The sequence below is a fragment of the Streptomyces sp. NPDC020898 genome (assembly GCF_044333925.1).
In the GTDB taxonomy this organism is placed as follows: Bacteria; Actinomycetota; Actinomycetes; order Streptomycetales; family Streptomycetaceae; genus Streptomyces.
Genome location: NZ_JBIRRV010000027.1, coordinates 54719 through 80003, shown reverse-complemented (window position 1 = coordinate 80003; position 25285 = coordinate 54719). Strand labels below are relative to the sequence as shown.

The 25285-nt window shown below is 70.6% G+C and carries 22 protein-coding genes and 1 pseudogene; 9 read left to right on the top strand and 14 right to left on the bottom strand.

What is annotated here, in order from left to right:
* Window positions 1-116 precede the first annotated feature (116 nt).
* On the top strand, window positions 117-1196 hold the full coding sequence (locus ACH4TV_RS44390) for an ADP-ribosylglycohydrolase family protein (RefSeq protein ID WP_398407123.1): 1080 nt from the start codon (window positions 117-119) through the stop codon (window positions 1194-1196).
* 51 nt (window positions 1197-1247) lie between these two features.
* Window positions 1248-1739, top strand: a complete 492-nt coding sequence (locus tag ACH4TV_RS44385) for an NUDIX domain-containing protein (protein WP_398407122.1) — start codon at window positions 1248-1250, stop codon at window positions 1737-1739.
* A 19-nt stretch (window positions 1740-1758) separates the two neighbouring features.
* Here the strand turns inward: ACH4TV_RS44385 and ACH4TV_RS44380 are convergent, their stop codons facing one another.
* Window positions 1759-1965 carry a DUF2191 domain-containing protein gene (locus ACH4TV_RS44380; protein WP_398407121.1) on the bottom strand — a complete coding sequence of 69 codons (207 nt, stop codon included), beginning with the start codon at window positions 1963-1965 and terminating at the stop codon, window positions 1759-1761.
* Between the two features lie 128 nt (window positions 1966-2093).
* Here ACH4TV_RS44380 and ACH4TV_RS44375 point away from each other — a divergent pair, with 128 nt between their 5' ends.
* Window positions 2094-2831, top strand: a complete 738-nt coding sequence (locus ACH4TV_RS44375) for an SIR2 family NAD-dependent protein deacylase (RefSeq protein WP_398407120.1) — start codon at window positions 2094-2096, stop codon at window positions 2829-2831.
* Between the two features lie 12 nt (window positions 2832-2843).
* Here ACH4TV_RS44375 and ACH4TV_RS44370 read toward each other — a convergent pair whose 3' ends face one another.
* The 4 genes and pseudogenes from ACH4TV_RS44370 to ACH4TV_RS44355 all read right to left on the bottom strand — a co-directional run bounded on the left by ACH4TV_RS44370 (window position 2844) and on the right by ACH4TV_RS44355 (window position 10048).
* On the bottom strand, window positions 2844-5387 hold the full coding sequence (locus ACH4TV_RS44370; protein WP_398407119.1) for a DUF4982 domain-containing protein: 2544 nt from the start codon (window positions 5385-5387) through the stop codon (window positions 2844-2846).
* Window positions 5388-5636: 249 nt separating this feature from the next.
* A pseudogene (locus ACH4TV_RS44365) lies at window positions 5637-6104 on the bottom strand (methylated-DNA--[protein]-cysteine S-methyltransferase); the annotation flags it as partial.
* Window positions 6105-6144: 40 nt separating this feature from the next.
* A complete protein-coding gene (locus tag ACH4TV_RS44360; protein WP_398407117.1) occupies window positions 6145-7653 on the bottom strand; it encodes an AlkA N-terminal domain-containing protein in 1509 nt (502 codons plus the stop codon).
* A gap of 382 nt (window positions 7654-8035) precedes the next feature.
* The gene (locus tag ACH4TV_RS44355; protein ID WP_398407116.1) at window positions 8036-10048 is read right to left on the bottom strand and encodes a heavy metal translocating P-type ATPase; all 2013 of its coding nucleotides are present in this window, start codon (window positions 10046-10048) and stop codon (window positions 8036-8038) included.
* Window positions 10049-10116: 68 nt separating this feature from the next.
* Between ACH4TV_RS44355 and ACH4TV_RS44350 the strand changes: the two genes are divergently transcribed.
* The 3 genes from ACH4TV_RS44350 (at window position 10117) to ACH4TV_RS44340 (ending at window position 12909) form a co-directional block, all read left to right on the top strand.
* Entirely contained in the window at window positions 10117-10515 is a 399-nt protein-coding gene (locus ACH4TV_RS44350; protein WP_398407115.1) for an ArsR/SmtB family transcription factor, read from the top strand.
* A gap of 84 nt (window positions 10516-10599) precedes the next feature.
* The gene (locus ACH4TV_RS44345) at window positions 10600-10959 is read left to right on the top strand and encodes a zinc ribbon domain-containing protein YjdM (protein WP_398407114.1); all 360 of its coding nucleotides are present in this window, start codon (window positions 10600-10602) and stop codon (window positions 10957-10959) included.
* A gap of 255 nt (window positions 10960-11214) precedes the next feature.
* Window positions 11215-12909 (top strand): SulP family inorganic anion transporter, encoded by a 1695-nt coding sequence (locus tag ACH4TV_RS44340; RefSeq protein WP_398407142.1) that lies wholly within the window; start codon window positions 11215-11217, stop codon window positions 12907-12909.
* Here ACH4TV_RS44340 and ACH4TV_RS44335 read toward each other — a convergent pair.
* Window positions 12887-13048 (bottom strand): hypothetical protein, encoded by a 162-nt coding sequence (locus ACH4TV_RS44335; RefSeq protein ID WP_398407113.1) that lies wholly within the window; start codon window positions 13046-13048, stop codon window positions 12887-12889. The genes ACH4TV_RS44340 and ACH4TV_RS44335 overlap by 23 nt on opposite strands.
* 72 nt (window positions 13049-13120) lie before the next feature.
* Here ACH4TV_RS44335 and ACH4TV_RS44330 point away from each other — a divergent pair, with 72 nt between their 5' ends.
* The gene (locus ACH4TV_RS44330) at window positions 13121-13471 is read left to right on the top strand and encodes an ArsR/SmtB family transcription factor (protein ID WP_398407112.1); all 351 of its coding nucleotides are present in this window, start codon (window positions 13121-13123) and stop codon (window positions 13469-13471) included.
* Window positions 13472-13623: 152 nt separating this feature from the next.
* Here ACH4TV_RS44330 and ACH4TV_RS44325 read toward each other — a convergent pair whose 3' ends face one another.
* A complete protein-coding gene (locus tag ACH4TV_RS44325) occupies window positions 13624-14133 on the bottom strand; it encodes an O-acetyl-ADP-ribose deacetylase (RefSeq protein ID WP_398407111.1) in 510 nt (169 codons plus the stop codon).
* Entirely contained in the window at window positions 14130-15539 is a 1410-nt protein-coding gene (locus ACH4TV_RS44320; protein ID WP_398407110.1) for a phytoene desaturase family protein, read from the bottom strand. The genes ACH4TV_RS44325 and ACH4TV_RS44320 overlap by 4 nt, the downstream gene beginning before the upstream one ends.
* A 96-nt stretch (window positions 15540-15635) precedes the next feature.
* Between ACH4TV_RS44320 and ACH4TV_RS44315 the strand changes: the two genes are divergently transcribed.
* Window positions 15636-16298, top strand: coding sequence for a hypothetical protein (locus ACH4TV_RS44315; protein WP_398407108.1), 663 nt, complete (start codon window positions 15636-15638; stop codon window positions 16296-16298).
* Here ACH4TV_RS44315 and ACH4TV_RS44310 read toward each other — a convergent pair.
* The 3 genes from ACH4TV_RS44310 to ACH4TV_RS44300 form a co-directional block, all read right to left on the bottom strand.
* A complete protein-coding gene (locus tag ACH4TV_RS44310; protein ID WP_398407107.1) occupies window positions 16234-17079 on the bottom strand; it encodes an inositol monophosphatase family protein in 846 nt (281 codons plus the stop codon). The genes ACH4TV_RS44315 and ACH4TV_RS44310 overlap by 65 nt on opposite strands.
* 86 nt (window positions 17080-17165) lie before the next feature.
* Window positions 17166-19013 (bottom strand): gamma-glutamyltransferase family protein, encoded by a 1848-nt coding sequence (locus tag ACH4TV_RS44305; RefSeq protein WP_398407106.1) that lies wholly within the window; start codon window positions 19011-19013, stop codon window positions 17166-17168.
* A 73-nt stretch (window positions 19014-19086) separates the two neighbouring features.
* A complete protein-coding gene (locus ACH4TV_RS44300; protein WP_398407105.1) occupies window positions 19087-19923 on the bottom strand; it encodes a class I SAM-dependent methyltransferase in 837 nt (278 codons plus the stop codon).
* A gap of 461 nt (window positions 19924-20384) precedes the next feature.
* Here ACH4TV_RS44300 and ACH4TV_RS44295 point away from each other — a divergent pair, with 461 nt between their 5' ends.
* The gene (locus ACH4TV_RS44295) at window positions 20385-21044 is read left to right on the top strand and encodes a hypothetical protein (RefSeq protein WP_398407104.1); all 660 of its coding nucleotides are present in this window, start codon (window positions 20385-20387) and stop codon (window positions 21042-21044) included.
* Window positions 21045-21095: 51 nt separating this feature from the next.
* On the opposite strand, the gene ACH4TV_RS44290 is transcribed toward ACH4TV_RS44295, so the two are convergent.
* The 3 genes from ACH4TV_RS44290 to hydA form a co-directional block, all read right to left on the bottom strand.
* The gene (locus ACH4TV_RS44290) at window positions 21096-22622 is read right to left on the bottom strand and encodes an NCS1 family nucleobase:cation symporter-1 (RefSeq protein ID WP_398407103.1); all 1527 of its coding nucleotides are present in this window, start codon (window positions 22620-22622) and stop codon (window positions 21096-21098) included.
* Window positions 22623-22782: 160 nt separating this feature from the next.
* Window positions 22783-23802, bottom strand: coding sequence for a TIGR03842 family LLM class F420-dependent oxidoreductase (locus ACH4TV_RS44285; RefSeq protein WP_398407102.1), 1020 nt, complete (start codon window positions 23800-23802; stop codon window positions 22783-22785).
* Window positions 23803-23810: 8 nt separating this feature from the next.
* Window positions 23811-25214, bottom strand: coding sequence for a dihydropyrimidinase (gene hydA / locus ACH4TV_RS44280; protein WP_398407101.1), 1404 nt, complete (start codon window positions 25212-25214; stop codon window positions 23811-23813).
* Between the last annotated feature and the right edge of the window lie 71 nt (window positions 25215-25285).

The window sequence follows — 25285 nt, the reverse complement described above, 5'->3', positions numbered from 1 at the left end:
CACATCAGGGCAGTCGCGCCGCTGCGACCTTAACCGCAGGAGGGGCGCCCCGTCATGCCTTCCCCGCCGCTCACAGCCAGGGCACCCGCGACGGCACAAGGTGGTAGACCGGAGACATGACCCCTGTGGGCACCGGGCCCGAACTCGCCGACCGCGTCCTCGGAGGCTGGCTGGGCCGGATCGCGGGCAACATGCTCGGCAAGCCGGTCGAGCGGGGCGACTACTGGACGCGCGAGCGCATCGACCGCTATCTGCGGCACACCGGCGCCCTGCCGCTCACCGACTATCTGCCCGAGCCGCCGGCGGAAAGCAGGGACGACGAGTTCGAACTGCGCCCCGAGTGGCGTGAGTGCGTACGCGGCCGGATCCATGGCAGCTGCCGTGACGACGACATCGACTACGCGATCCTCGGCCTGGACCTGCTGGAGACCCACGGTTTCGACTTCAGTACCGAGCAGGTCGGCGAGCTGTGGCTGCTGCGGCTGCCGTTCCGGCAGACGTTCACGGCGGAACGCGCCGCCTACCGCAACCTCGCGAACGGTCTTAGGCCCCCGCTGACGGCCACGTACGACAACCCGTACCAGGAGTGGATCGGCGCCCTGATCCGCGCCGACATCTACGGCTGGACCTGCCCGGACGACCCGCGCCGCGCCGCCTCCCTGGCCCGTCGGGACGCCGTCCTCTCCCACACGGGCAACGGCGTGTACGGGGCGATGTTCGCGGCGGCACTGATCTCGGCGGCGTTCACGGCACCCACCGTGCGGGACGCGCTGGACACGGCGCTGACGGTGATCCCGGCGAGCAGTCGGCTGGCCCGCACGGTACGCCGCGTGGTGTCGCTGCACGAGACCCGGCTGCCCTGGGAGGACACACTCGCGACGGTCGCCGGGGAGACCGCCGGGCTCGGCTGGATCCACACGGTCCCCAATGCCGCCGTCCTCACCGCCGGACTCCTCTACGGCGACGGCGACTTCACCCGCACGATCGCCCTGACCGTCCGCGGCGGCCTGGACACCGACTCGAACGGCGCGACGGCGGGCTCGGTGGCCGGCGTGCTGTGCGGCGCGGAAGCGATCCCCACCCAGTGGACGGACCCCTTGGAGGACACGGTGCGCAGCGCGGTGTTCGGCTTCGACCGGGTACGGATCAGTGCACTGGCAGAGCGGACCGTACGGTTGGGACACCCGGAGGTGTGACGGCAGCTCGGAGGGCGCCTTTCTCTCCTCCCGCCTGGTTACCCTTCGCGGGTGACCATCCAAGACTTCGCCACGTACATCGCGGGGCTGCCCCGTGTCCTCGCCGGCGCCGCCGCGCTCTTCCGTGACGTCGACGGGCGGGTTCTGCTCGTCGAGCCCAACTACCGGGAGGGCTGGACGCTTCCGGGCGGCACGATCGAGTCGGACGAGGGGGAGACCCCACGTCAGGGGGCGCGCCGCGAGACCGCCGAGGAGATCGGCCTGGACCGGGAACTCGGCCGCCTGCTCGCCGTCGACTGGGTCCACGGCGCGGGCCGCCCGCCGCTGGTGGCGTACCTGTACGACGGTGGCGTCCTCGACGAGGACGAGCTCAAGTCGATCAGGTTGCAGGAGGAGGAGCTGCTGTCGTGGCGGCTGGTTCCGCGCGAGGACCTCACCGAGCATCTCCAGGGCTCCCTGGGCCGCCGGGTCCTGCACGGCCTCGATGTCCTGGCGGAGGGCGGGGGTACGGCGGAACTGGAGAACGGGGAGCGGGTGGCCTGAGGGGCGACCCGGGCTGCGTTCAGCCCTGAACGTCCCGCGGCTGCACGTCGTCCGCCGCACGGAACGCGTCGTCGCGCTCGGCGACCCGGGCCTCGGTCCGGTGGCCGCGCGCGATGTAGTCCCGGACGACGAGTTCGACGGCGTCCTGGGGGTTGCCGACGCCCGCGAGCACCATGACCTCGACGACGAGTGCGGCGTCGAGGGACACTGAGACCTTGGCTGCCATGCGCGGACACTAGCACCGGGCACGTGTTCGGACACCGGATTCGACGGACCTGCCACGGACGGCCGCCTACGGGACGACCTGCGGTTAACCATTCGCCGCCCCGAACCCCAGCACCTACCCTCGGCACCATGACCAGGCCCCTCGTCGCCGTCCTCAGCGGTGCCGGTATCTCGACCGACTCCGGCATCCCCGACTATCGCGGCCCCAACGGCCTGTGGCGGCGCGATCCCGAGGCCGAGAAGCTCGTGACGTACGACTACTACATGGGCGACCCCGAGATCCGGCGCCGTTCCTGGCAGATGCGGCGTGCGAACCGGACCCTGCGGGCGGAGCCCAACGCCGCGCACCTGGCCGTGGCCGAGCTGGAGCGGGCCGGGGTGCCCGTGCGGGTGATCACGCAGAACGTCGACGGGCTGCACCAGCTCGCCGGGATGCCGGCCCGCAAGGTACTCGAACTGCACGGCACCGCACGGGAGTTCGTGTGCACCAAGTGCCATGCGCGCGGGCCCATGGAGGACGCCCTCGCCCGGGTCGAGGCCGGGGAGGACGATCCGCCGTGCCTGAAGTGCGGCGGCATCCTCAAGTCGGCGACAGTGATGTTCGGTCAGCGACTCGACCCGGTCGTCCTCGGCGACGCCCTCGCCATCACCAAGGCCTGCCAGGTGTTCATCGCCGTCGGAACCAGCCTCCAGGTCCAGCCGGCGGCAGGCCTCGCGGGGGTCGCCGCCGATCACGGGGCACAACTGATCATCGTCAACGCCGAGCCGACCCCGTACGACGACCGAGCCGACGAGGTCGTACGGGAACCGATCGGCACGGCCCTGCCCGAACTGCTGCGCCGGCTGAGGGAGTCCGGGGCAGCCTAGGCGCCGCCTGGTTCACAGCGGCGGGGGCTCCGTCAGTCCTCCCGTCGTCGTGACCGGTGTGGACGTGACCGTCACGGTGCCCGTGGCCAGGCCGGTGCGGGTCGCGCGGACGGTGATCGCACCGGCAGTGCGCGTCGTGCGTACGAAGACTCTGTTGATGCCCGCTTCCGTGCTGACGTAGGACTGGAACACGCTGTAAGGGATGCCCGGGTTGTGGCCGCCGAGCAGTTTCGCCGGGCCGGTGACCGTGAAGTCGACCCGGGCCTGGTCGGTCGGTACGCGGCGGCCCGCCGAGTCCACCGCCTCGACGTCGATCATCGCCACGTCGGTGCCGTCGGCCTTCAGACCGACGGGTGAGACGTGCGCCGTCAGGCGAAGGGCGACCGCCGCACCTGTCGTCTGTTTCTGGGCGCGGGTCAGCTCAGTGCCCGCCGAGTCGTAGCCGACGGCGGTGATCGTGCCGGACTGCCAGGCGACGTTCGTGAACGAGTGCAGGAAGTCGTACTGCGGAGAGGTCGACGTGCCCACCGACCTGCCGTTGACCAGCAGTTCCACTCGCGCGACCCCCGCTGCCATCACGTACACCGTCTTCACCGTGCCGGACGGGTAGGTCCAGTGGCCGACGATGTGCAGGTCGGGGGTGGGGCTCTGCATGACGCGGTGGGTGTAGTAGGTCTCCTTCGGGATGCGGACCGAGTCGACGCGGCCGGACAACCGGCACGTCTCCCAGTTGTACTGGCGGCCGTGCTGGTTGGAGTCCGCCCAGGTCAGGGCGGCCGCACCGGAGTAGCGTTGGTTGCCCGGACCTTGGATGCGCTGGCTCCAGAACTCGTAGCGGTAGCTCGCGGCGACAGTGGCGGCGAAGTCCTCCGAGGTCCAGTGGTAGGTGACGTCCGGGCCGGTGACGTAGCCGTGGTCCGGTGGGGTGGACGTGTCCCAGACCCGGCGGGGGGCCTCGTCGCGGGTGAACTCGGACTCGATGAGCGGCATGCGGTCGCGGGCGTAGTCGCTGTAGTGGCGGTTGAGCATCGTGCCGATGTACTCGCACTGGTCGACGGCCGCGGTGCCGCCGTAGGCGGAGTTGTCGGAGGTGGCGCGGGAGCCGATCGCGCGCATGCCATGGGGGTCCCAGGCCTGTTTCAGAACGCGCATCTGCTGCTGGTGGTCGGCGGTCAGCCAGTTGTTGCCCGACTCCCAGAACAGGATGCTCGGGCTGTTGCGGAAGTAGATCATCACGTCCCGCATGGCCGCCAGCCGCTGGTCCCACTGCACACCGGTGGCGTCGGCCTCCTTGTCCCCGGCGGGCTGGACCGACACCAGCCCGTACCGGTCGGTCATCCGGATGTTCGCGGGCTGCGCGGCGAGGTGCATCCAGCGGATCAGGTTGGCGTTGCTCTCCCGGATGAGCTTCCCGTCGTGGTCGCGCAGCCACTCGGGTACGGCGTCGCCGAGTACCGCCCACTCGTTGGTGGCGCGCTGCGCGTAGCCGGTGAGGAAGATCTGCCTGTCGTTGATGTAGACGCCGCCGGTGCTCGCCCCGCCGCGGAACTCGGCCTTCCGGAAGCCGGTGCGGACCGTGTACGTGTCCACGACCGTCGTCCCCTCCGCGAGGGTCAGCCGCACGGTGTAGAGGGCGGGGTACGACGGTGACCAGAAGTTCAACCTGCTGATCCGGCTGCTGATCGTGAACACATGGCTGGTCCCGGCGGCCAACGTGACCGTCGAAGCCGGCAGCGTGCCCGTCAACACGCCCTGCTCGTCAAGGACTTCGGCGGCCACCGACAACGTCCGGGGCCGGTCCTCCCCGTTGCTGACCTGCGCCTGGGCGTTGATGGTCGCGGTGTGGCCGGAGACGTTGACGGCGGACGGATGGACGTAGGTGCCGGTGGTCCCCAGGTTGCTGTAGAGCGGGAGCGTGAAGTGGGTCTTCGGTACGACGTGCAGGATGACGTTCCTGGTGAGGCCGCCGAAGGTCGGGTTGAAGTCGCGGGTGTCCCACTGAAAGGGCATCCCGGTGGCTGTTTCGGGCCGCCATTTCGTGTTGTCCGCGCAGATCGCGAGCACGTTGTCGGCGCCGCCGAACAGGACTTTGCCGGTGAGGTCGAAGCCGAAGGGGGTGACGCCGGCCTCGTAGGTGCCGATCAGGACGCCGTTGAGGTAGACGGTGGCCGCCTGGCGGATGCCTTCCAGTTCCAGGATCACCTTGTGGTCCGCCTGCTCGGCGGGTAGCTGAAAGCGCTTGCGGTACCAGGTCGGCTGCATGGCGACCGAGGACTCGCCCGAGCTGCCGATCCAGTTGTCGAAGGAGTCCATGTCGTTGTAGGTGTGCGGCACGCCGACCACGGCCCACCCGGAGTCGTCGAACGCGACCCGTTCGGCACCGGCGACGTTCGACTTGATGAACCGCCAGTCGAGGTTGAGGCTGAAAGTCCGCCGCTCAGTGGCCTCGACCTGTGCCGCCAAGGCCACACCACTTGCCGGGAGGGACACCGCACCCGCCCCCGCGGCGGCCCCTTGCAGCACACGCCGCCTGCTCACACCGTCACCCGTGGACATCGGCACACTCCCAGAGCATCGACACGGATCATTGTCAGGAACGCGACAGAAAGCGCTTCCATCATGCGCCGGTGTGTTACGGGCTACAAGGTGCGGGACGAAGGTCGTTCGGGTGGGATGCGGGGGCGGAGGACGCGAGAGGGTCAGGAGGGATCAGGACGGCCCAGGAGGGCCAGGAGGACTCGGGAGGACGCCGAGAGGGAGTTGGGAGGTGTCGGTGAGGGACTGGAAGAGCGTCGTTCCTCCTTCCCCCCGTTCGAAATCCAGCAGCCGCTGCTTGCGCTCCAGGCCGCCCCCGTACCCGGTGAGGCTGCCGTCGGCGCCGACCACCCGGTGGCAGGGCACGATGATGCCGATCGGGTTCTTGCCGTTGGCGAGACCCACCGCGCGGGAGGCCTTCGGGTTGCCCAGGGCGTCGGCGAGTTCGCCGTACGAGCGGGTCTCGCCGTACGGGATACGGCACAGCTGCTTCCAGACGCTGCGCTGGAAGTCGGTGCCGGGCAGGCGGAGTTCGAGGGTGAACTCGTTCAACTCGCCCTCGAAGTAGGCCTTCAGCTGGTCGGCCGTCTCACCGAAGGGTGTGTCGTCCCGTGCACCGAAGCTCTCCGAGGGTGGACGGTGGCGCTGGTCGACCATGTAGAGGCCGCAGAGGACACCGTCGTCGGCGACGAGGGTGAGGGGGCCGTACGGGCTGTCGATGACTGTGTGCTGTTTCACTGCGGTTCCTTACGTCCTTGCGTCCTTGTGCCGGACGTCCTTATACCGGGAGGAAGTTGATCGGGTGGCTGTCCGTCGCCCACAGGTACTGGACCGCGTACGCCCGCCACGGCCGCCAGGCCGCCGCACGTGCCGTGAGCGCGGCCGGCGTCGACGGGAGGCCCAACTCCTGGGCCGCACGCCGGATTCCGAGATCCGTGGGGAGAAACGCGTCGGGGTCGCCGAGGGCGCGCATCGCGATGACATCGACCGTCCAGGGACCGAAGCCGGGCAGGGCGAGAAGCCGGGCACGAGCCTCCGGCCAGTCGCTCTCGACGCCCAAGTGCAGGGTGCCGTCGGCGAGTTGTCGTACGAGTGTGGTGAAGGTGGTCCGGCGGCTGCGGGGCATGGCCAGGGACTCGGGGTCGAGGGCGGCCAGGGACTGCGGGGCCGGGAAGAGGTGGGTGAGGCCGCCCTCCGGGTCGTCGACCGGGTCGCCGTACGCCGTGACGAGACGGGCCGCGTGGGTTCGGGCGGCGGCCGTGGAGACCTGCTGACCGAGCACCGCCCGTACGGCGAACTCCGCCTCGTCGACCGTGCGCGGGACGCGTCGCCCCGGGGCCTTCGCGACGAGCGGCGCCAGCACCGGGTCCGTGCGCAACTGCTCGTCGACCGCGACCGGATCGGCGTCCAGGTCGAGCATGCGGCGGCAGCGGCTGATGGCGACGGGCAGGTCACGCAGGTCGCTGAGGGTGAGGCGGCACGCTATGTGGTCGGGGGTCGGCGTGAGGGCGGCGATGCCGTGCCCGTACGGGAGGCGCAGGGTCCGGCGGTAGGCGCCGTCCCGCCACTCCTCCACGCCGGGTACGGCGGTCGCGGCGAGGTGGCCGAAGAGGTTGTCCGGGTTGAGCGGGGCGCGGAAGGGGAGGCGGAGATTCAGCGCGGCCGGGGTGCTGACGGTCGTACGCATACCGCTGTGCGCATGAATACGCGTCTTCGGGAGGCGGTCGCGCAGTTCGCTCGGGGAGAGGGCGAAGACCTCGCGGACGGTGTCGTTGAAGGTGCGGATCGAGGAGAAGCCGGCCGCGAAGGCGATCTCCGCCATGGGCAGCGCGGTCGTCTCGACGAGGAGCCGTGCGGTCTGGGCGCGCTGGGCCCGGGCGAGGGCGAGCGGGCCCGCGCCCAGTTCGGCGAGGAGTTGCCGTTCGATCTGGCGGGTGCTGTAGCCGAGGCGGGCGGCGAGGCCGGGAACGCCCTCGCGGTCCACGATCCCGTCGCCGATCAGCCGCATCGCGCGGGCCACGAGGTCGGCCCGCTGGTTCCACTCGGGCGAGCCGGGGCTGGTGTCCGGGCGGCACCGCTTGCAGGCCCGGAAGCCCGCCTGCTGGCAGGCCGCCGCGCTCGGGTAGAAGGTCATGTTCTCGGGCTTGGGCGGCACCACCGGGCAGCTGGGCCGGCAGTAGATCCGGGTGGTCAGGACCGCCGTGAAGAACCAGCCGTCGAAGCGCGCGTCCTTCGACTGGACGGCACGTACGCAGTGCTCGGTGTCGGTGTGCATCGCGTTCCGCATACGTCCAGCATCGACGATGGGGGCGGGGCTGGGCTGGCGGAAATCCGACATCAAGGTGGCGGGTCCAGGGACGCTCCGGATCACTTTGCGTCCCTCAGTCCAGGGCTCAGTGGCTTACCGGCTCGGTGACTGACCCTGGTCACTGGCTGAACTGGCTCGCCGGCTCGCTGGCTGACCCACCGGCCGACTCACTGACCCACTGGCTCAGCCACTCACCCACCGGCCCACTGGTTGAGCCACCGGCCTAGCGGCTGGCTCGGTGACCCACTGGCTGAGCCACTCACCCACCGACCCACCGACTGGCTCAGTGGCCCACTGGCTCAGCCACTGGCCCAGTCAGCCACCCAGCCACTGACACCGACTGGCCCGCCCACTCACCCACTCACCCACTCACCGCATCCCGCCAAGCCGCCTCCCGCAGCAGCCGCAGCCCGTTAAGGCCGACGAGGACGGTCGAGCCCTCGTGGCCCGCGACACCGAGCGGCAGCGGCAGCGTGCCGATCAGGTCCCAGGCTACGAGGCCCGCGATGAACACCCCGGCGATCACCAGATTCTGCATGACCAGGCGTCCGGCGCGCCGGGAGAGCGCGATCACGGCGGGCACCGAGGTGAGCTCGTCGCGCACGATCACCGCGTCCGCGGTTTCCAGGGCGAGGTCGGAACCCGCCCGACCCATGGCCACACCGGTGTGGGCGGCGGCCAGTGCCGGGGCGTCGTTGACACCGTCCCCGACGACCATGACCCTGCGCCCGGCGGCCTCCAACTCCCTTACGGCGTCCAGTTTCTGCTGGGGAAGCAGCCCAGCCCGTACGTCCTCGATCCCGACCTCGGCGGCCAGCCGGGCGGCGGCCCGCGGGTTGTCTCCGGTCAGCAACACGGGTGCAGTGCCCGTGAGTTGGGTCAGCGCGGCGACGGTGGCGGCGGCACCGGGACGCAGGCGGTCGGCGAGACCGAGCACTCCCAGCGGCACGTTGTCGGCGACGACGAGGACCGCCGTACGACCGGACGCCTCAACCTCCTTGACCAGCAGTCGAGTTGCCGAACCGTCCGACTCCCCAACCCCGTCCAGCAGCCGTCCCGGCGCCCCCACCGCGACCACACGCCCGTCCACGGTTGCCGTCACTCCCACTCCCGGCGTCGAGTCGAAGTCCTCCGCCACGGACAGCGTCAGGCCGCGCTCACGTGCCGCCTCCACCACTGCCCGGGCCAGCGGGTGTTCGCTCGGGTGCTCGGCCGCCGCAGCGAGTGCCAGCAGTTCGTCCTCACCCAGGGCTAGGACCGGGGCCGAGCCCACCGCCTGCTCCGCGCCCGCCCCCGGCAGCGGCCGTACGTCCGTCACCTTCGGTGTGCCCTCGGTGAGCGTGCCGGTCTTGTCGAGGGCGACGGCGTCGACCTGCCCGAGGCGTTCCATCACCACCGCCGACTTGACGAGTACGCCGTGCCGTCCGGCGTTGGCGATCGCCGAGAGCAGCGGCGGCATGGTGGCGAGCACGACCGCGCAGGGCGAGGCCACGATCATGAAGGTCATCGCGCGCAGCAGGGCGTCGGTGAGGTCGGTGCCGAAGGCGAGCGGTACGGCGAACACGGCGAGGGTGGCTGCGACCATGCCCAGCGAGTAGCGCTGCTCGACCTTCTCGATGAACAGCTGGGTGGGCGCCTTGGTCTCGGACGCCTCCTCGACCATGCGCACGATCCGGGCGATCACCGAGTCGGAGGCGTCGCGTTCGACCCGTACGCGCAGGGCGCCGGTGCCGTTGAGGGTGCCGGCGAAGACCTCGTCGCCCGGTTCCTTCGGTGCGGGCAGTGGTTCGCCGGTGATGGTCGCCTGGTCGACCTCGCTCGCGCCGTCCAGTACGCGGCCGTCGGCGCCGACGCGTTCTCCGGGTCGTACGAGGATGGTGTCGCCGACGGTCAACTCCGCGACAGGAACGGTCAGTTCGCGTTCATCGGCATCAAGCCGAGTTGCCGTGGCAGGGGCCAGATCGAGCAGGCCGCGGACCGAGTCGGCGGTGCGGGCGGTGGCCAGGGCCTCCAGGGCGCCGGAGGTCGCGAAGATGACGATCAGCAGGGCGCCGTCCATGACCTGGCCGATCGCGGCGGCGCCGAGCGCGGCGACGATCATCAGCAGGTCGACGTCGAGGGTGCGTTCCTTGAGCGCCTTCAGGCCTTCCCAGCCGGGCTCCCAGCCCCCGGTGACGTACGCCATGGCGTAGAGCGCACCCCAGGTCCAGGCGGATGCGCCGGTCAGCTGGAGGGGCAGGGCGAGCAAGAACAGGGCGGTGGCCGCGGTGGCCCAGCGGGCTTCGGGGAGGGCGAGGACGCGGGTACGGCGGCGGAGTGCGGTCGGCGCGGTGGGCGACGGGGCGACCGGGGACGGGGTGAGAGTGGCAGTCACCCGAGCAACCATACAGGAACATATGAACACTCATTCATTCGTTCATGTGCGATGAGTAAGATACGGCCATGGGTCATGGAGCCGTCACCACCGCGCAGGACGCCGCCGAGCGCGTACGCCTCGACGCGGACAATGTCGCGAAGGTGGCCACGACCCTCCAGGCCCTGTCCACGCCGTCCCGCCTGCTGATCCTGGCGCGACTGCGCGAAGGTCCGCTTCCGGCGACGGAGTTGGCGGCCGAGGTGGGCATGGAGCAGTCGGCGTGCTCGCACCAGTTGCGGCTGCTGCGCAACCTGGGCCTGGTCGTCGGCGAGCGCCGCGGCCGGTCGGTGGTGTACGCGCTGCACGATCACCATGTCGCCGAGCTCCTCGACCAGGCGGTCTACCACGTGGAGCATCTGCGGCTCGGACTGAGCGACGCGGACGCCGAGACCGACGTCGACGCCACCACCGCCGCCACCAGGTAACCCCTTCGGCATGCAGGCATGCAGGCATGCAGGACCCTCCCACAGCGGGGGCGCCCGAAGCCCGGCCGCCATTACCCTGACGGAATGATCGATAACCCTCCCCCCTGTCCGAAGTGCTCGTGCGAGTACACCTACGAGATGAACGCCCTGGTGGTGTGCCCGGAGTGCGGCCACGAATGGGCTCCCGCCGAGAGCGGTGCCGTGGGGAACGACCCCATCGGCGCGCGGGTGATCAAAGACGCCGTCGGCAATGTGCTGCAGGACGGTGACAGCGTGGTCGTCGTCAAGGCGCTCAAGGTCAAGGGCAGTCCCTCGGGGATCAAGGCCGGCACCAAGGTGCGCAACATCCGGCTGGTCGACGGGGTCGACGGCCATGACATCGACTGCAAGGTCGACGGTTTCGGGGCGATGCAGCTCAAGTCGAGCGTGGTGAAGAAGGCCTGATCCGCGGCCGGTGAACCACCGGCCGGACGTCAGCGTCGCCATCGGATGCGGAATTGCCAAATTTCGCAATTACCTAGATGCTTTATTGGCTTTGTCAGCAAGATTTTGTCAGCAACGAAAGAGGGGCCTGCCGTGTCCGGCGCTACCGGTCGAGCTGCGGGAAGCCGAGGTCGCGGCGGAGTGAGCGGCTCTGTGATCAGCCGCGCGTGGGGCCCGGTGCGGTCCCTGCTGCCCGTGCGTGCCGACATCGAGGCAATGGGCCGCGATCCGCGCCGGGATCTCCTCGCCGGCCTCACCGTGGCGATCGTGGCGCTGCCCCTCGCACTCGGCTTCGGAGTCTCCTCCGGGCTCGGTGCGGCAGCGGGGCTGGCGACCGCGGTGGTCGCGGGGGCGCTGGCGGCGGTGTTCGGCGGATCGAATCTGCAGGTGTCGGGGCCGACCGGGGCGATGACCGTGGTCCTGGTTCCGATCGTCGCCCAGTACGGTCCCGGCGGGGTGCTGACCGTCGGGCTGCTGGCCGGGCTGCTGCTGATCGGGCTCGCTCTGGCCCGTGCCGGCAAGTACATGCGGTACGTGCCCGCTCCCGTCGTGGAGGGCTTCACCCTCGGCATCGCCTGCGTCATCGGACTTCAGCAACTGCCGAACGCGCTGGGGGTGGCGGGGGCGGAGGGCGACAAGGTCCTCGTGGTCGCCTGGCGCGCTGTCGAGGCGTTCGTCCGCCATCCCAACTGGACTGCGTTCGCGCTGGCGGTGGGGGTCGCGGTGGTCATGCTGGTGGGCGCGCGGTGGCGGCCGACCGTTCCGTTCTCGATCGTCGCGGTGATCGTCGCCACGGTGCTGGCGCAGGTTCTTCATCTGGACGCGGCTGCTCCGATCGGGGATCTGCCCGCCGGCCTGCCCGCGCCCTCGCTGGCGTTCCTCGACCTGACGGCGCTGTCCTCGCTGCTCGCCCCGGCCGTCGCGGTGGCGGCGCTGGCCGCGCTGGAGTCGCTGCTGTCGGCGACCGTCGCGGACGGGATGACGGTCGGCCAGCGGCACGACCCGGACCGTGAGCTGTTCGGGCAGGGCGTCGCCAACCTCGCCGCCCCGCTGTTCGGTGGCGTTCCGGCCACGGCGGCGATCGCACGGACCGCCGTGAACGTCCGTACGGGTGCCGGTTCCCGGCTCGCCGCGCTCACCCATGCCGTGATCCTCGCGGTGATCGTCTTCGTGGCGGCGCCCCTGGTCTCGAAGATCCCGCTGGCCGCGCTGGCGGGCGTCCTGCTGGCCACCGCGATCCGCATGGTCGAGGTCGGCGCGCTGCGGGCGATGGCCAGAGCGACCCGCTCCGACGCGCTGATCCTGGTCCTGACCGCCGCCGCCACCCTCGTCCTCGACCTCGTGTACGCGGTGATCATCGGCCTGGTCGTCGCGGGCGCCCTCGCTCTGCGGGCCGTGGCCAAGCAGGCCCGACTCGACGAGGTCCCGCTGGACCGGGGCGACCACAGTGCGGAGGAGCACGCGCTGCTGGCCGAGCACATCGTCGCCTATCGCATCGACGGGCCGCTGTTCTTCGCCGCCGCCCACCGTTTCCTGCTGGAACTGACGGAGGTGGCGGACGTACGGGTCGTGATCCTGCGGATGTCCCGGGTGTCGACCATGGACGCGACCGGTGCGCTGGTGCTGAAGGACGCGGTCCAGAAGCTGAACCGGCGCGGCATCGTCGTCATGTTCTCCGGAGTGCGTCCGGGGCAGCGCCAAGTTCTCGATTCCGTGGGCCTGTTGGACCTCCTCCGGCTGGAGGGCCGCGAGTACGTCACGACCCCCGAGGCGATCCAGGGGGCGCGCGATCACCTGGAATCCGCCGGAGTCCTGTCCGCCGTACCGGCCCAGAAGACCAGGACCATGAACGCGGCCAGGTCCGCGAACACGGCCGAGACCCCGGACATCAGCGAGGAGAGGCCCCGATGAGCACCACGCCCGCCGCTCTGCGCAGGGTCGACGTCTCCGGAGGCGAGGCCTTGCGGCTGCCGGTCGTACGTACCCCGGCGTGGGCCTCCGCGATCCAACTGACGGCGATCTGGGCGAGGATGGGCGCCATGGTGTTCATGAAGGGTTGGGTGCGATGCGCCGAGGACCGGCCGGTTCGGCCGCGCCACTGTCCCGGGGAGGCAACGGCACGATGAGCACGCCGCTCTACCAACTCAAGGCCGAGTTCTTCAAGACCCTCGGGCATCCGGCCCGTATCCGCGTGCTGGAGCTGCTGAGCGAGCGTGAGCACGCGGTCGCCGAGATGCTGCCCGAGGTGGGCATCGAACCCGCGCACCTGTCGCAGCAGTTGGCGGTGTTGCGCCGGGCCAACCTGGTCGTCACCCGCAAGGAGGGCTCGACCGTGTACTACTCGCTGACCAGCCCTCACGTGGCCGAGTTGCTCCGGGTCGCGCGGATCATCCTGTCCGGTGTGCTGGCCGGGCAGGCGGAGCTGCTGGCCGACCTGCAGGCAGCGCAGGGGGAGCTGAAGCCGCCGTCGTAGCGTCGTGGTCGGAGCACAACTGTCGGAGCGTCGTGGGCGCCGCCGTCGACGGGCGGCCCGCGCTCGGTGCCCGCCCCTGCTCTCCGGCGGCTGGTGAGCGGCCGTCCAGTGCTCGGCACAGGCGATCGCGGGTCGGTGCAACCCACTTGCCGTCAGCGGAGTTGCGCCGCGAACGCCTCGTACGCCTGCTCGTCGAACAGGACGAACCGCACCTCTTCCACCGTGGTCTCCGCTTCCCGCACCACGCCCACCGCGATGCGCGCCGCGTCCTCCATCGGCCAGCGGAAGATGCCCGTGGAGATGGCGGGGAACGCTACCGTGCGGGCGCCCAGTTCGTCGGCGATGCGCAGGGACTCCCGGTAGCAGGAGGCGAGTTGGTCCGAGCGGTCGTCCGTGGCGCTGAACACGGGGCCGACCGTGTGGATCACCCAGCGGGCGTCCAGTTCGCCCGCGGTCGTGGCGACCGCCTTGCCGGTGGCCAGGCCCTTGCCGTAGTGCGACGCGCGCAGGGCTCGGCAGGCGGCGAGGATCTCGGGGCCGCCTCGGCGGTGGATCGCTCCGTCGACGCCTCCCCCACCCAGGAGTGACGAGTTCGCCGCGTTGACGATTGCGTCGGCACTCTGTCGGGTGATGTCGCCCTTGACAAGCGTGATGGTGGTCATGACTGTCGCAGCCTCCTCCAGACGGCCTTCGCCGCGTTGTGTCCCGACATGCCGTGCACGCCGGGGCCCGGCGGGGTGGCCGAGGAGCAGATGAAGACGGCCGGGTGCGGGGTGGCGTACGGGAACAGGGAGAGCCGGGGGCGCAGCATGAGCTGGAGGCCGGCGGCCGCGCCGGAGCCGATGTCGCCGCCGATGTAGTTGGCGTTGCAGGCCGCCAGTTGGGGCGGGCCGGCGGTCGCGCGGGCGAGGACGCGGTCGCGGAAGCCGGGGGCGTAGCGCTCCAGTTGGCGCTCGATGGCGTCGGTGAGGTCGCCTGTCCAGCCGTTGGGGACGTGTCCGTAGGCCCAGAAGACCTGCTTGCCCTCGGGTGCGCGGGAGGGGTCGGCGATGCTCGGCTGCACGGTGATCAGGAACGGGGTGTCGGGCGCCCGGCCTTCGCGGGACGCGGCGCGCAGGGCGGTGTCGATCTCTCCGCTGCTCGCACCGACCTGGACGGTGGTCGCCGTGCGCGCCTCCTTCGCCGTCCAGGGCACCGGGCCGTCCAGTGCGTAGTCGACCTTGAAGACGCCCGCGCCGTAGCGATAGCGGTCGTAGTAGCCGCCGAAGCCCGCGATGCGGGCCAGTGCGGTGGGTGAGGTGTCGAAGACATACGCACGTGCGGGTGGCAGATCGTCCAGCCGCTTGACCTCGTAGTCCGTGTGGACGGTGCCTCCGAGGTCCGTCAGATACGCGGTGAGCGCGTCGGAGATGGACTGTGAGCCGCCGCGGGCGACGGGCCAGCCCCGGGCGTGTGCCGCCAGGGCGAAGACCAGGCCGACGGCGCCGGTGGCGACCCCGCCCAGCGGGGCCATGACGTGTCCGACGAGGCCTGCGAAGAGGGCCTTCGCGCGCTCGTCGCGGAAGCGGCGCATCAGCCAGGTCGAGGGCGGCAGGCCGGCCAGGCCGAAGCGGGCGAGGGTGACCGGGTCGCGGGGCAGCGAGGTCAGGGGCAGCGACATGAAGTCGTGGGCGAGGGTGTCCCACTTGCTGAGGAACGGCTCGACCAGCCTGCGGTACGCGCCCGCGTCGCGCGGCCCGAAGGAGGCGGCCGTCTCGGCCACGGACCGGGACAGCACCGCGGCTGTGCCGTCCGGGAAGGGGTGGGCCATGGGCAGCTCGGCGTGCAGCCACTCCAGGCCGTATCGCGCCAGTGGCATCGCCCTGAACGCCGGGGAGTTGACACCGAGGGGGTGCGCGGCCGAGCAGGGGTCGTGCCGGAAGCCGGGAAGGGTGAGTTCCTCCGTGCGGGCGCCGCCGCCGACGGTGTCACGCGCCTCGAAGACGGCCACGGAGAAGCCTCGGCGGGCCAGCTCCACGGCAGCCGTCAGCCCGTTGGGCCCTGCCCCCACCACGACCACATCGAGCATCGACGGCACCTTCGGACTCCTTCGTCAGCCGGCGGCCAGTTGAGATCAGGATATGCCGGGACACTGACACTCCCCGGCACGGGTAACCTCGGCCGGATGACGCGCCGTTTCCGCATCCAGTCGCCCGGCAAGGACGCCGACGACACCGCCTGGTACTGGTTCGAGGTCGAGGACGACGGCTGGGTGATGCGGCAGGCGGTCTTCGAGGCGGCGCTGGAGGTCCCGCACTCCTGCGAGCCCCTCCGGAACCCCGACGGCACCACCTCCGGCGGCGCTTCGATGGCCGTCGCACAGGCCCAACTCGCCCTCGTGCGCGAACGGTTCGGGCGTCTGGGCGTCCAGCTCCACCAGGCCGTGTACGGGGCGTTCACCGAGGGCGCCGTGGAGGTGCCGCCGGAGGCGGTGGACGTAGCCGAGTCGGAGTTCGAGCGGGCGTGGTCCACGGCCCTGCGGCACCGGCACTTCAGCCACTACGACACCGGCCCGCTGCCGGAGGGCGCCCGGCTCACCGGCATGGTGTGCGCGCTGCCGTGGGGGCCGGGCCGGACGGGCCTGTTCGTCGACATCAACGCGCCGGTGGACGCCTTCGTCGACATCGCCTGGCTGCCCTTCGATCCCGGGGACTGGCCGGCGGTCGGCACCGTGGCCGAGTTCGAGGTCGTCTCGCTGCGGTTCAGCTCGGCCCGCCCGCAGGTCAGGCTCCGGCCGACAGCAGCTCCACCACCCGGCGAGCCGTGGCCGCGTCCCGCGCCGCGGTGAACGGCAGCACGTTGCCGCCCGTTATGCGGAACGGCTCGCCCGCGCGGGTCAGATGGGCGCCGCCCGCCTCCTCGACGAGGAGGATGCCGGCCGCGTGGTCCCAGGCGGCCTCCCAGGAGAACGCCGTGGCGTCCAGCTCGCCCCGGGCGATGGCCAGGTACTCCAGGCCCGCCGAACCGCAGGCGCGCGGCCGGACGCCGTCCGTCCACAGGCCGAGGAGCGCGCGCTTCTGTTCGTCGGTCGTGTAGTCCGGGTGGGAGGTGGCCACCTGGAGGTCACGGCCCACCTCGGGCGGGCCCGCGTGCAGGGGCGTGCCGTCGAGGAAGGCGCCCTGCCCGCGAATCGCCGTGGCGAGTTGGTCGCGCGCCGGTGCGAACGTCCAGGACGCGCGGACGACTCCGCCGTGCGCCAGCGCGACCAGTGTGCAGAAACCGGGGTCGCCGTGGACGAACTGCCGGGTGCCGTCGACGGGGTCGACGATCCAGACCGGCGCGTCGCCCTGTATCGCCTCGTACGACGCCGGGTTGGCGTGGACCGCTTCCTCGCCGACCACGACGGAGCCGGGCAGCAGCTTGGGCAGCACGTCGGTGAGGTACAGCTCGGCCTTGCGGTCGGCGTCCGTCACCAGGTCGTGCGGGCCGCTCTTCTGGTCGACCTCGTGCGCGGCGAGCTGGCGGAAGCGCGGCATGATCTCCGTGGCCGCCGCCGTGCGGACCGCTTCTTCGACGTCCGACGTGTGCCGGGCGAGAAACTCTTCGATGGTTTCGGTGTCTCCGATCATGCCTCCATGAGAGCACGCGCCACTGACAATCCCCACCCGCCCGGTGGACATGGGATGGAATCGGCCTGAATACCAGGATTCGGACATCAGCGCCCGACCGCGTACCCCTGCATCCCCCGCGGGTTCGCCGCTGCCGACAGCACGCCCGTCTCCGGGTCCCGGGCGACCGCGCACAGCCGCCCCTCGGACCAGGTGTCGCCGATCGTCACGTCGTGCCCCCGGCGGCGCAGCTCCTCGATCACCCCGCGTGCCATGCGGGACTCCACGGTGACGCTCCCCGGGCGCATGCCGCGCGGGTGGAACGAACCGGGAAAGCTGTCGTTGTGCCAGTTCGGGGCGTCGATCGCGCCCTGGAGGTCCAGGCCGCCGCGTACGTCCGGGCGCAGGGCGACCGCCAGGAAGAAGTGCAGCTGCCACTGGTCCTGCTGGTCCCCGCCGGGCGTGCCGAACGCCATGACCGGCACCCCGTCGCGCAGTGCGACGGAGGGCGTGAGGGTGGTCCGGGGGCGGCGGCCAGGGGCGAGGGAGCTGGGCAGCCCCTCCTCCAGCCAGGCCATCTGGAGCCGGGTGCCGAGCGGGAAGCCGAGCTCGGGCACGACCGGGTTGGACTGGAGCCAGCCGCCGCTGGGTGTGGCGGCGACCATGTTGCCCCAGCGGTCGACGACGTCGAGGTGACAGGTGTCACCCCGGGTGAGCCCGTCGGCACGGACGGCCGGCTCGCCGGGCACCGGGGACAGGGCCGCGTCCGAGGGCCTCTTCGCGACCGTCGGCTCGCCGGCCCCCATCGCGACGGAGCCCGGCTCGTCGACGGTGACCACGCGCGCATGCTCACTGATCCGCGGAGTGCGCCCTCCCGGGCCGCCGGGACGCAGCTCGCAGGAGGCCTTGTCTCCGACGAGCGCCCGCCGAGCGGCGTTGTAGGTCTCGGACAGCAGGTCGTCGAGCGGCACGTCGGCCGCGCCGGCCGCGTCCCCGTACCAGGCCTCCCGGTCCGCCATGGCGAGTTTGCAGCCCTCGATCAGCAGGTGGACGTACTCGGCGGACTCGTACGCGGGCAGCTCCGGCGGGAGGAGCGCGAGCTGCTGGAGGAAGGCGGGGCCCTGGCTCCAGGGGCCGGCCTTGCAGAGGGTCCAGCCGCGCCAGTCGTACGTCGCCGGGGCCTCGTAGGCCGCGGACCAGGAGGCGAGGTCGGTGGCCGTCAGCGTGCCGGTGTGGTGCTCACCGCTGGTGTCCAGGGTGGGACGCGCGGACTGGCGTACCAGCGCCTCGGCGATGAAGCCGGTGCGCCAGACCTCCCGGGCCGCCTCGATCTGGGCGATGCGGTCCCCCGCCCCGGCGACCTCGGCGAGGAGCCGTTTCCAGGTCGCGGCCAGTGCGGGATTGCGGAACAGCTCGCCGGGCCGGGGTGCCTGTCCGCCGGGCAGGTACACGTCCGCCGACGAGGTCCACTCCGTCTCGAACAGCTCGCGTACCGTCTCGACGGTCTCACCGACGCGCTCCACGGGCGCGTGCCCGTCCTCGGCGTACCCGATGGCGTATGTCAGGACGTCGGCGAGCGGCTTGGTGCCGTGGTCGCGGAGCAGGAGCATCCAGGCGTCGAAGGCACCGGGCACGGCGGCGGCGAGGGGTCCGGTGCCGGGTACGAGATCCAGACCGAGCCCCCTGTAGTGCGCGATCGTGGCCCCGGCGGGCGCGACGCCCTGCCCGCACAGCACCTGTACGTCACCGTCGGCCGGGGCGACGATGATCGGGACCTCACCACCGGGCCCGTTGAGGTGCGGTTCGACGACGTGCAGGACGAAGCCCGCGGCGACGGCGGCATCGTAGGCGTTGCCGCCGTTCTCCAGGACGGCCATCGCGGACTGCGAGGCCAGCCAGTGTGTGGAGGACACCATGCCGAAGGTGCCCTGGAGCGTGGGTCGGGTGGTGAACACGGGCGGCTCCTTCACTGCACGACACGCGATCCGATGATCGTACGTACCCTGTGTGCCGCACCTGCCACACCGGCTACGGCCGGCTACGCCCCGCCGTCAGCACATGGCCACTGGCGCCGAGCAGCGCCGGTTCGGACTCGATGCGGCGGGTCGCGGACAGGACGGCCTCACGGCGCTCCGCGTCGTCCAGCCACCGTTCGACGCCGCCCATGAGCCAGGCGACGCCCTCCACCCCGTACTGGCCCTCCGGGACGAGTCCGGCCTCGGCGAACTCGGCGGGCACCTCGGTCGGTTCGGCGAAGTAGGCGGTCGTGAACAGGCCGCCGTCGGTGCCGTGTCTGCCGGTGGCGCTGACTTCGTCGGTGCGGGCCCGGTGCGCCGGGTCGAAGTAGTGCTCCTCGCGGAGCAGGTCGTGCAGCGCGGCATGGCGGTTGATGGTGGCTGCGACCACCAGTCCCCCGGGCCGGACGACCCGCAACGCCTCGGTCAACGCCCTTACCCGGTCCTGCCGTTCCGGCAGGTGATACAGCGGGCCCAGCATCAGGACCACGTCGTGGGAGGCGACGTCCGCGGGCAGCGCGCGGGCGTCCCCGAGCCGGACGGCGACGCCGGGAAGCCGTCCCGCCTGTTCCAGGTGCAGCGGTACGGGATCGACGAGTTCGACCTCGTACCCGTCCCGCGCCAGCCACTCCGCGTGCACCCCGCTGCCCCCGCCGACATCCAGCACGCGCGCGGGGGCAGCGGGCAGAAGCCGCCGCAGGATGTCCTGGGTCCGCCAGAACTCCAGCCGCCCGGACCCCTGCCGGATCCTGGCGTCCTCCTTGCCCCGCGCGTAGTAGGCGAGGATCTCCTCACGCACGGCGGGGGGTTCGGGGGACGCGTGCTCTGTGGTGATCGATGAGGAAGACATGCGTCAAGGCTGCGGATGGGGATGGGGGTGGCGCAAGCGGTTAACAGCTTGCGCCGGCGCGGTACCGGTGTCACGACTCCGAGGTGTCAAGAGCCGGTCCGAACGGCTCGGGCGGCGCAGCGGACGTACGGAACGACAGCGGCCCCTCCGCCCGCTCCCCGCTGCTGGACGACCCCGGCCCCGGCCCGGCCTGGCGCACACCACACCACACCGACGAACAGCTGGTCCGCCTCATCACCTATGGCGCGTTCGCCGCATTAGATAGCACTGAGAGTGAATTGGGTGCTATCGACGGCGATTTGCGCATTCCGGCGGACAGGACGGGCAGCCGACCGTGAGTGACTGTCATCGTGCGGGCACGGAGCGAGTTCGTGCTTCCGCCCCACAGGCAGTCATGTGACACTGGCGTCCCGTCCGGAGTGCGGACCCCCCGCCGCACCGTCCCCCACGAGAAGTGCGCCTTGAGCCTTCCTCTGCCGCTCGCACTCACCACGCGCCTGGCGCCGGTCGCCGTCATCGCCATCGCCGGCTGGGCGCTGTCCTCGGGTCCGCTCTCCGCGGCACCGACCGACAACAACGAGTCGGCCACCAAGGGCGCGTCCGCGTCGCCCTCCGCGCCCTCGACGGCGGCGGCCTCGAAGACGTTCGCCGCCGCGCCCGCGCCCTGTACGAGTGTGACCGCGAAAACGATCAAGTCCCTCGTCCCGGGCGCCAAGACGGCCGGGAAGGAGATCCCGTCGACGGACACGAAGGCGCGCCGCACCTGCTCCTGGAACGCGCTCAAGGGGTACGACTACCGCTGGCTCGACGTGTCGTTCGAGCTGTCCGACACGGACGCGGCGGCGGAGAAGACGTACAAGGAGCGCCTGACGGAGAAGAGCGGCGGCGGGGTGGTGCCGGGTCTCGGTGACGCCGCCTATTCCGTCGTGAACCTCACCACGGAGGACAAGCAGCAGACCCGCGAGGGCGTGGTGCTGGTCCGCGCGTCCAACGCGCTGCTGGTGATCACGTACAACGGCAGCGACTTCGAGTCGAAGAAGGCGCCCAGCACGGATGTGATCAACAAGGGTGCCATCAAGGCCGCCCGGGACGCGGTGGCAGCACTGGAGGGCGGTCAGTAGCACCGACCGCCCTCCGTCACGCGTCACGCATTACACGTCGCACATCACGCGTCAGACCTCCGTCTTGTCCTTTCCGCGTGCCAGCATCAGCACCAGGTAGAGCACCATCGAGGTGCCCAGGCCGACGGCCCAGCCGTAGTCGGCCAGTGAGGACAGCGCCGGGATGGGACGGCCGTCGATCAGCGGGTCGAAGTCGGCGCCGCCGACTGCCAGCACGCCGCCGACCAGGAAGGCGACGACCGCACGCCAGTTCCAGCCGTTGTCGTACCAGTAGCGGCCGCCCGCGGTGTACAGGTCGGCGAGGTCGAGCTTGCCGCGGCGCAGGATCCAGTAGTCGGCGATGAGGATGCCGGCGACCGTGCCGAGGAGACCGCCGACCAGGCCGAGCCAGGTGAAGATGTAGCCCTGCGGGTCGGAGTACAGCTTCCACGGGAAGATCAGGACGCCGAGGACGCAGGTGGCCAGCGCGCCGGCCCGGAAGCTGATCTTGCGCGGGGCGATGTTGGAGAAGTCGAAGGCCGGGGAGACCAGGTTGGCCGCGACGTTCACGGACAGGGTCGCCACCAGCACGGTGACCAGGGCGAACAGCAGCCCGAAGACGTTGTCGGTCTTGGCGGCGAGCTGTACCGGGTCCCAGATGGCCTCGCCGTACACGGCCTGCGAGCCCGAGGTGACCATGACGGACAGGAACGCGAACAGCGTCATCGTGGTCGGCAGGCCGAGCGCCTGCCCCCACGTCTGGGCCTTCTGGCTCTTCCCGTACCGGGTGAAGTCCGGGATGTTCAGCGACAGCGTGGACCAGAAGCCGATCATGCCCATGAGGGCGGGCGCGAAGATCTTCCAGAAGTCGGCGCCGTAGCCCAGCTTGGAGGGCTGGTCCAGCAGCGGACCGAAGCCGCCGGCCTTGTCGGCCATCCACCACAGCATCGCGCCGGCGCCGACGAGCACGAAGGGCGCGGCCCAGTTCTCGAAACGGCGGATCATCTCCATGCCCCGGTAGATGATCGCGACCTGGAGCGCCCAGAAGATGGCGAAGGACAGCCACATCGTCCAGGCGTAGCCGCCGATGTGCGAGGCGTTCGCCCAGTCGTCACCGATGAGCTTGCCGGCGAGGAAGAAGATCGCCTCGCCACCGATCCAGGTCTGGATACCGAACCAGCCACAGGCCACCAACGCCCGCACGACGGCAGGCAGGTTGGCACCGCGGATCCCGAAGGAGGCGCGGGCGAAGACGGGGAAGGGAATGCCGTACTTGGGTCCGGCGTGCCCGGTGAGCAGCATCGGGATCAGCACGATCACGTTCGCGAGGGCGATCGTGAGCACGGCCTGCTTCCAGTCCATGCCCACGGCGATCAGACCCGAGGCGAGGGTCCAGGAGGCCGTGTTGTGGGCCATGCCCACCCAGAGAGCCGAGAAGTTGTACGTGTTCCAGGTGCGCTTCTCGACGGGAACCGGCAGCAGGTCCTCGTTGGCGTACGGCCCGCTGGGAACGGGCGCGTCGGGGGAGATCTCCACCCGGCCGTCGGGGAGGGTGACTTGAGGGGACGGCGGTATGGCCGTGGGAGCGGTGTCGGTCATGGGCAGGCCAATCAAAGAGGTGGGTCGGGAAAGGCCGTGCGGGTGGCGCGTTGGGGGATGCGCACAGGACACCCGGAGGTGTCCTGACCCCCTCCCCGGCAACCTGAACGCCGGGGAGGGGGAGATGATGGGTGCGTAACACAGCGGGAGTTCGGCTACGTCAGGCGTTGACGGCCGGGATCACCGTCGACCCGTAGGCGTCGATGACCTTTTCCTGGGCGTCGTGCATGTCGTAGACGGCGAACTGGTCGACGCCGAGCTCACGCAGCTTGTTGAGCTTCTCGATGTGCATCTCCGGGGTGCCGATGACGCAGAACCGGTCGACGATCTCGTCGGGCACGAACTGGGTGTCGGGGTTGTCGGCCCGTCCGTGGTGGGAGTAGTCGTAGCCCTCACGGGACTTGATGTAGTCGGTGAGTTCCTCGGGTACGGCGGCGGAGTGTTCGCCGTACTTCGACACCAGGTCGGCGACGTGGTTGCCGACCATCCCACCGAACCAGCGGCACTGTTCGCGGGCGTGGGCGAGCGCCTCGGGCGAGTCGTCCTCGGTGATGTACGCGGGGGCGGCGACGCAGATCTTCACCTCGGACGGGTCGCGTCCGGCGGCGACGGCCGCATCCTTGACCGTCTTCACCATGTACTCGGTGAGGTAGAGGTCGGCGAGCTGGAGGATGAACCCGTCGGCCTCCTCGCCGGTCATCTTGAGCGCCTTGGGGCCGTACGCGGCCATCCAGACGGGGAGTTCGGCACCCGGCCGCACCCACGGGAACTTGATCACCGTACCGCCGAGGTCGGCCTCGTCACCGCGACCCAGCGAGCGGATGACCTTCATCGCGCCGCTGATCCGGGCCAGGGTGTTGGGAGTCCGGCCGGCGACACGCATCGCGGAGTCACCGCGGCCGATGCCGCACACCGTGCGGTTGCCGAACATGTCGTTGAGGGTCGCGAAGGTGGAGGCGGTGACCTCCCACGTACGGGTGCCCGGATTGGTGACCATGGGCCCGACCGTCAACTTCTCGGTGCTGGAAAGGATCTGACTGTAGATCACGAACGGTTCCTGCCACAGCACGGCGGAGTCGAAGGTCCAGCCGTACGTGAAGCCGTTGCCCTCGGCGCGTTGCATCAGCTCGATGACACGCGAGGCCGGCGGGTCGGTCTGGAGGACGAGTCCGAAGTCCATCTGTGCTCCTAGTTCAGGTACTGACAGGTGGAGCGGGGGGTGTAGACGCCGTGACCCGCGCGTCCGGTGAACTCCCGCTCGGTGATGACGAGTTCGCCCCGCGACAGGACGGTCTCGACGCGGCCGGTGATCCGCTTGCCCTCGTACGCCGAGTAGTCGACGTTCATGTGGTGGGTCTCGGCGGAGAGGATCTGCTCGGCCGCCGGGTCGTAGATGACGATGTCGGCGTCGGCGCCCGGGGCGATGGTGCCCTTCTTCGGGTAGAGGCCGAACATCCGCGCCGGGGTGGCGCAGGCGATCTCGATCCAGCGGCGGCGGCCGATGTGCCCGTCGACGACGGCCTGGTGGAGGAGGTCCATGCGGTGCTCGATGCCCGGGAGCCCGTTGGGGATCTTCGAGAAGTCGCCGCGGCCCAGCTCCTTCTGGCCCTGGAAGCAGAACGGGCAGTGGTCCGTGGAGACGACCTGGAGGTCGTTGGTCCGCAGGCCCCGCCACAGCGCGGCCTGGTGGTCCTTGGGCCGCAGCGGCGTCGAGCACACGTACTTCGCGCCCTCGAAGTCCGGCTCGGCAAGGTTGTCGGTCGACAGGAACAGGTACTGCGGGCAGGTCTCGCCGAAGACGTTGAGCCCCTGGTCACGCGCCCGTACCAGCTCGGCGACTGCCTCCTGCGCCGAGACGTGGACGACGTACAGGGGTGCGCCGGCGACCTGCGCGAGCTTGATGGCGCGGTGCGTGGCCTCGGCTTCGAGGAGTGCCTTGCGGACCTCGCCGTGGAAACGCGGGTCGGTCTCCCCCCGGGCCAGCGCCTGCTCCACCAGCACATCGATCGCGATGCCGTTCTCGGCGTGCATCATCATCAGGCCGCCGTTCTCGGCGGAGCGCTGCATGGCGCGCAGGATCTGGCCGTCGTCGCTGTAGAAGACGCCCGGGTAGGCCATGAACTGCTTGAAGGAGGTGACGCCCTCCTCGACGAGCAGGTCCATCTCCTTGAGGGTGTCCTGGTTCACGTCGGAGACGATCATGTGGAAGCCGTAGTCGATGGCGCAGTTGCCGTCGGCCTTGGCGTTCCAGGTGTCGAGTCCGTCGCGCAGCGACTGGCCGACGTTCTGCACGGCGAAGTCGATGATCGTGGTCGTACCGCCCCAGGCGGCGGCCCGGGTGCCGGTCTCGAAGGTGTCCGAGGCGGCCGTACCGCCGAACGGCAGTTCCATGTGGGTGTGCGCGTCGACGCCGCCCGGGATCACGTACTTCCCGGTGGCGTCTATGGTCCGCTCGGCCGTCCACGCCTCGGCGGCGGAGGTGCCTGCGGCAGCGAGGGCGGCGATTCGGCCGTCCTCGATGAGGACGTCGGCGTGGATCTCGTCGGATGCGGTGATGACGAGGCCACCGCGGATGACGGTACGGGCGCTCATACTCCCTCTCCTAACAGCGATCGGTGAGTGCGGGTTGTTTGTGGCTGGTCGCGCAGTTCCCCGCGCCCCTG

Excerpts from the sequence above, each read along its gene's own strand:
- ACH4TV_RS44390 (WP_398407123.1), top strand. The coding sequence starts at position 117 with ATGACCCCTGTGGGCACCGGGCCCGAACTCGCCGACCGCGTCCTCGGA.
- ACH4TV_RS44380 (WP_398407121.1), bottom strand. The coding sequence starts at position 1,965 with ATGGCAGCCAAGGTCTCAGTGTCCCTCGACGCCGCACTCGTCGTCGAG.
- ACH4TV_RS44375 (WP_398407120.1), top strand. The coding sequence starts at position 2,094 with ATGACCAGGCCCCTCGTCGCCGTCCTCAGCGGTGCCGGTATCTCGACC.
- ACH4TV_RS44370 (WP_398407119.1), bottom strand. The coding sequence starts at position 5,387 with ATGTCCACGGGTGACGGTGTGAGCAGGCGGCGTGTGCTGCAAGGGGCC.
- ACH4TV_RS44360 (WP_398407117.1), bottom strand. The coding sequence starts at position 7,653 with ATGCGGAACGCGATGCACACCGACACCGAGCACTGCGTACGTGCCGTC.
- ACH4TV_RS44350 (WP_398407115.1), top strand. The coding sequence starts at position 10,117 with ATGGGTCATGGAGCCGTCACCACCGCGCAGGACGCCGCCGAGCGCGTA.
- ACH4TV_RS44345 (WP_398407114.1), top strand. The coding sequence starts at position 10,600 with ATGATCGATAACCCTCCCCCCTGTCCGAAGTGCTCGTGCGAGTACACC.
- ACH4TV_RS44340 (WP_398407142.1), top strand. The coding sequence starts at position 11,215 with ATGGGCCGCGATCCGCGCCGGGATCTCCTCGCCGGCCTCACCGTGGCG.
- ACH4TV_RS44335 (WP_398407113.1), bottom strand. The coding sequence starts at position 13,048 with ATGAACACCATGGCGCCCATCCTCGCCCAGATCGCCGTCAGTTGGATC.
- ACH4TV_RS44330 (WP_398407112.1), top strand. The coding sequence starts at position 13,121 with ATGAGCACGCCGCTCTACCAACTCAAGGCCGAGTTCTTCAAGACCCTC.
- ACH4TV_RS44325 (WP_398407111.1), bottom strand. The coding sequence starts at position 14,133 with ATGACCACCATCACGCTTGTCAAGGGCGACATCACCCGACAGAGTGCC.
- ACH4TV_RS44320 (WP_398407110.1), bottom strand. The coding sequence starts at position 15,539 with ATGCTCGATGTGGTCGTGGTGGGGGCAGGGCCCAACGGGCTGACGGCT.
- ACH4TV_RS44315 (WP_398407108.1), top strand. The coding sequence starts at position 15,636 with ATGACGCGCCGTTTCCGCATCCAGTCGCCCGGCAAGGACGCCGACGAC.
- ACH4TV_RS44310 (WP_398407107.1), bottom strand. The coding sequence starts at position 17,079 with ATGATCGGAGACACCGAAACCATCGAAGAGTTTCTCGCCCGGCACACG.
- ACH4TV_RS44300 (WP_398407105.1), bottom strand. The coding sequence starts at position 19,923 with ATGTCTTCCTCATCGATCACCACAGAGCACGCGTCCCCCGAACCCCCC.
- ACH4TV_RS44290 (WP_398407103.1), bottom strand. The coding sequence starts at position 22,622 with ATGACCGACACCGCTCCCACGGCCATACCGCCGTCCCCTCAAGTCACC.
- ACH4TV_RS44285 (WP_398407102.1), bottom strand. The coding sequence starts at position 23,802 with ATGGACTTCGGACTCGTCCTCCAGACCGACCCGCCGGCCTCGCGTGTC.
- hydA (WP_398407101.1), bottom strand. The coding sequence starts at position 25,214 with ATGAGCGCCCGTACCGTCATCCGCGGTGGCCTCGTCATCACCGCATCC.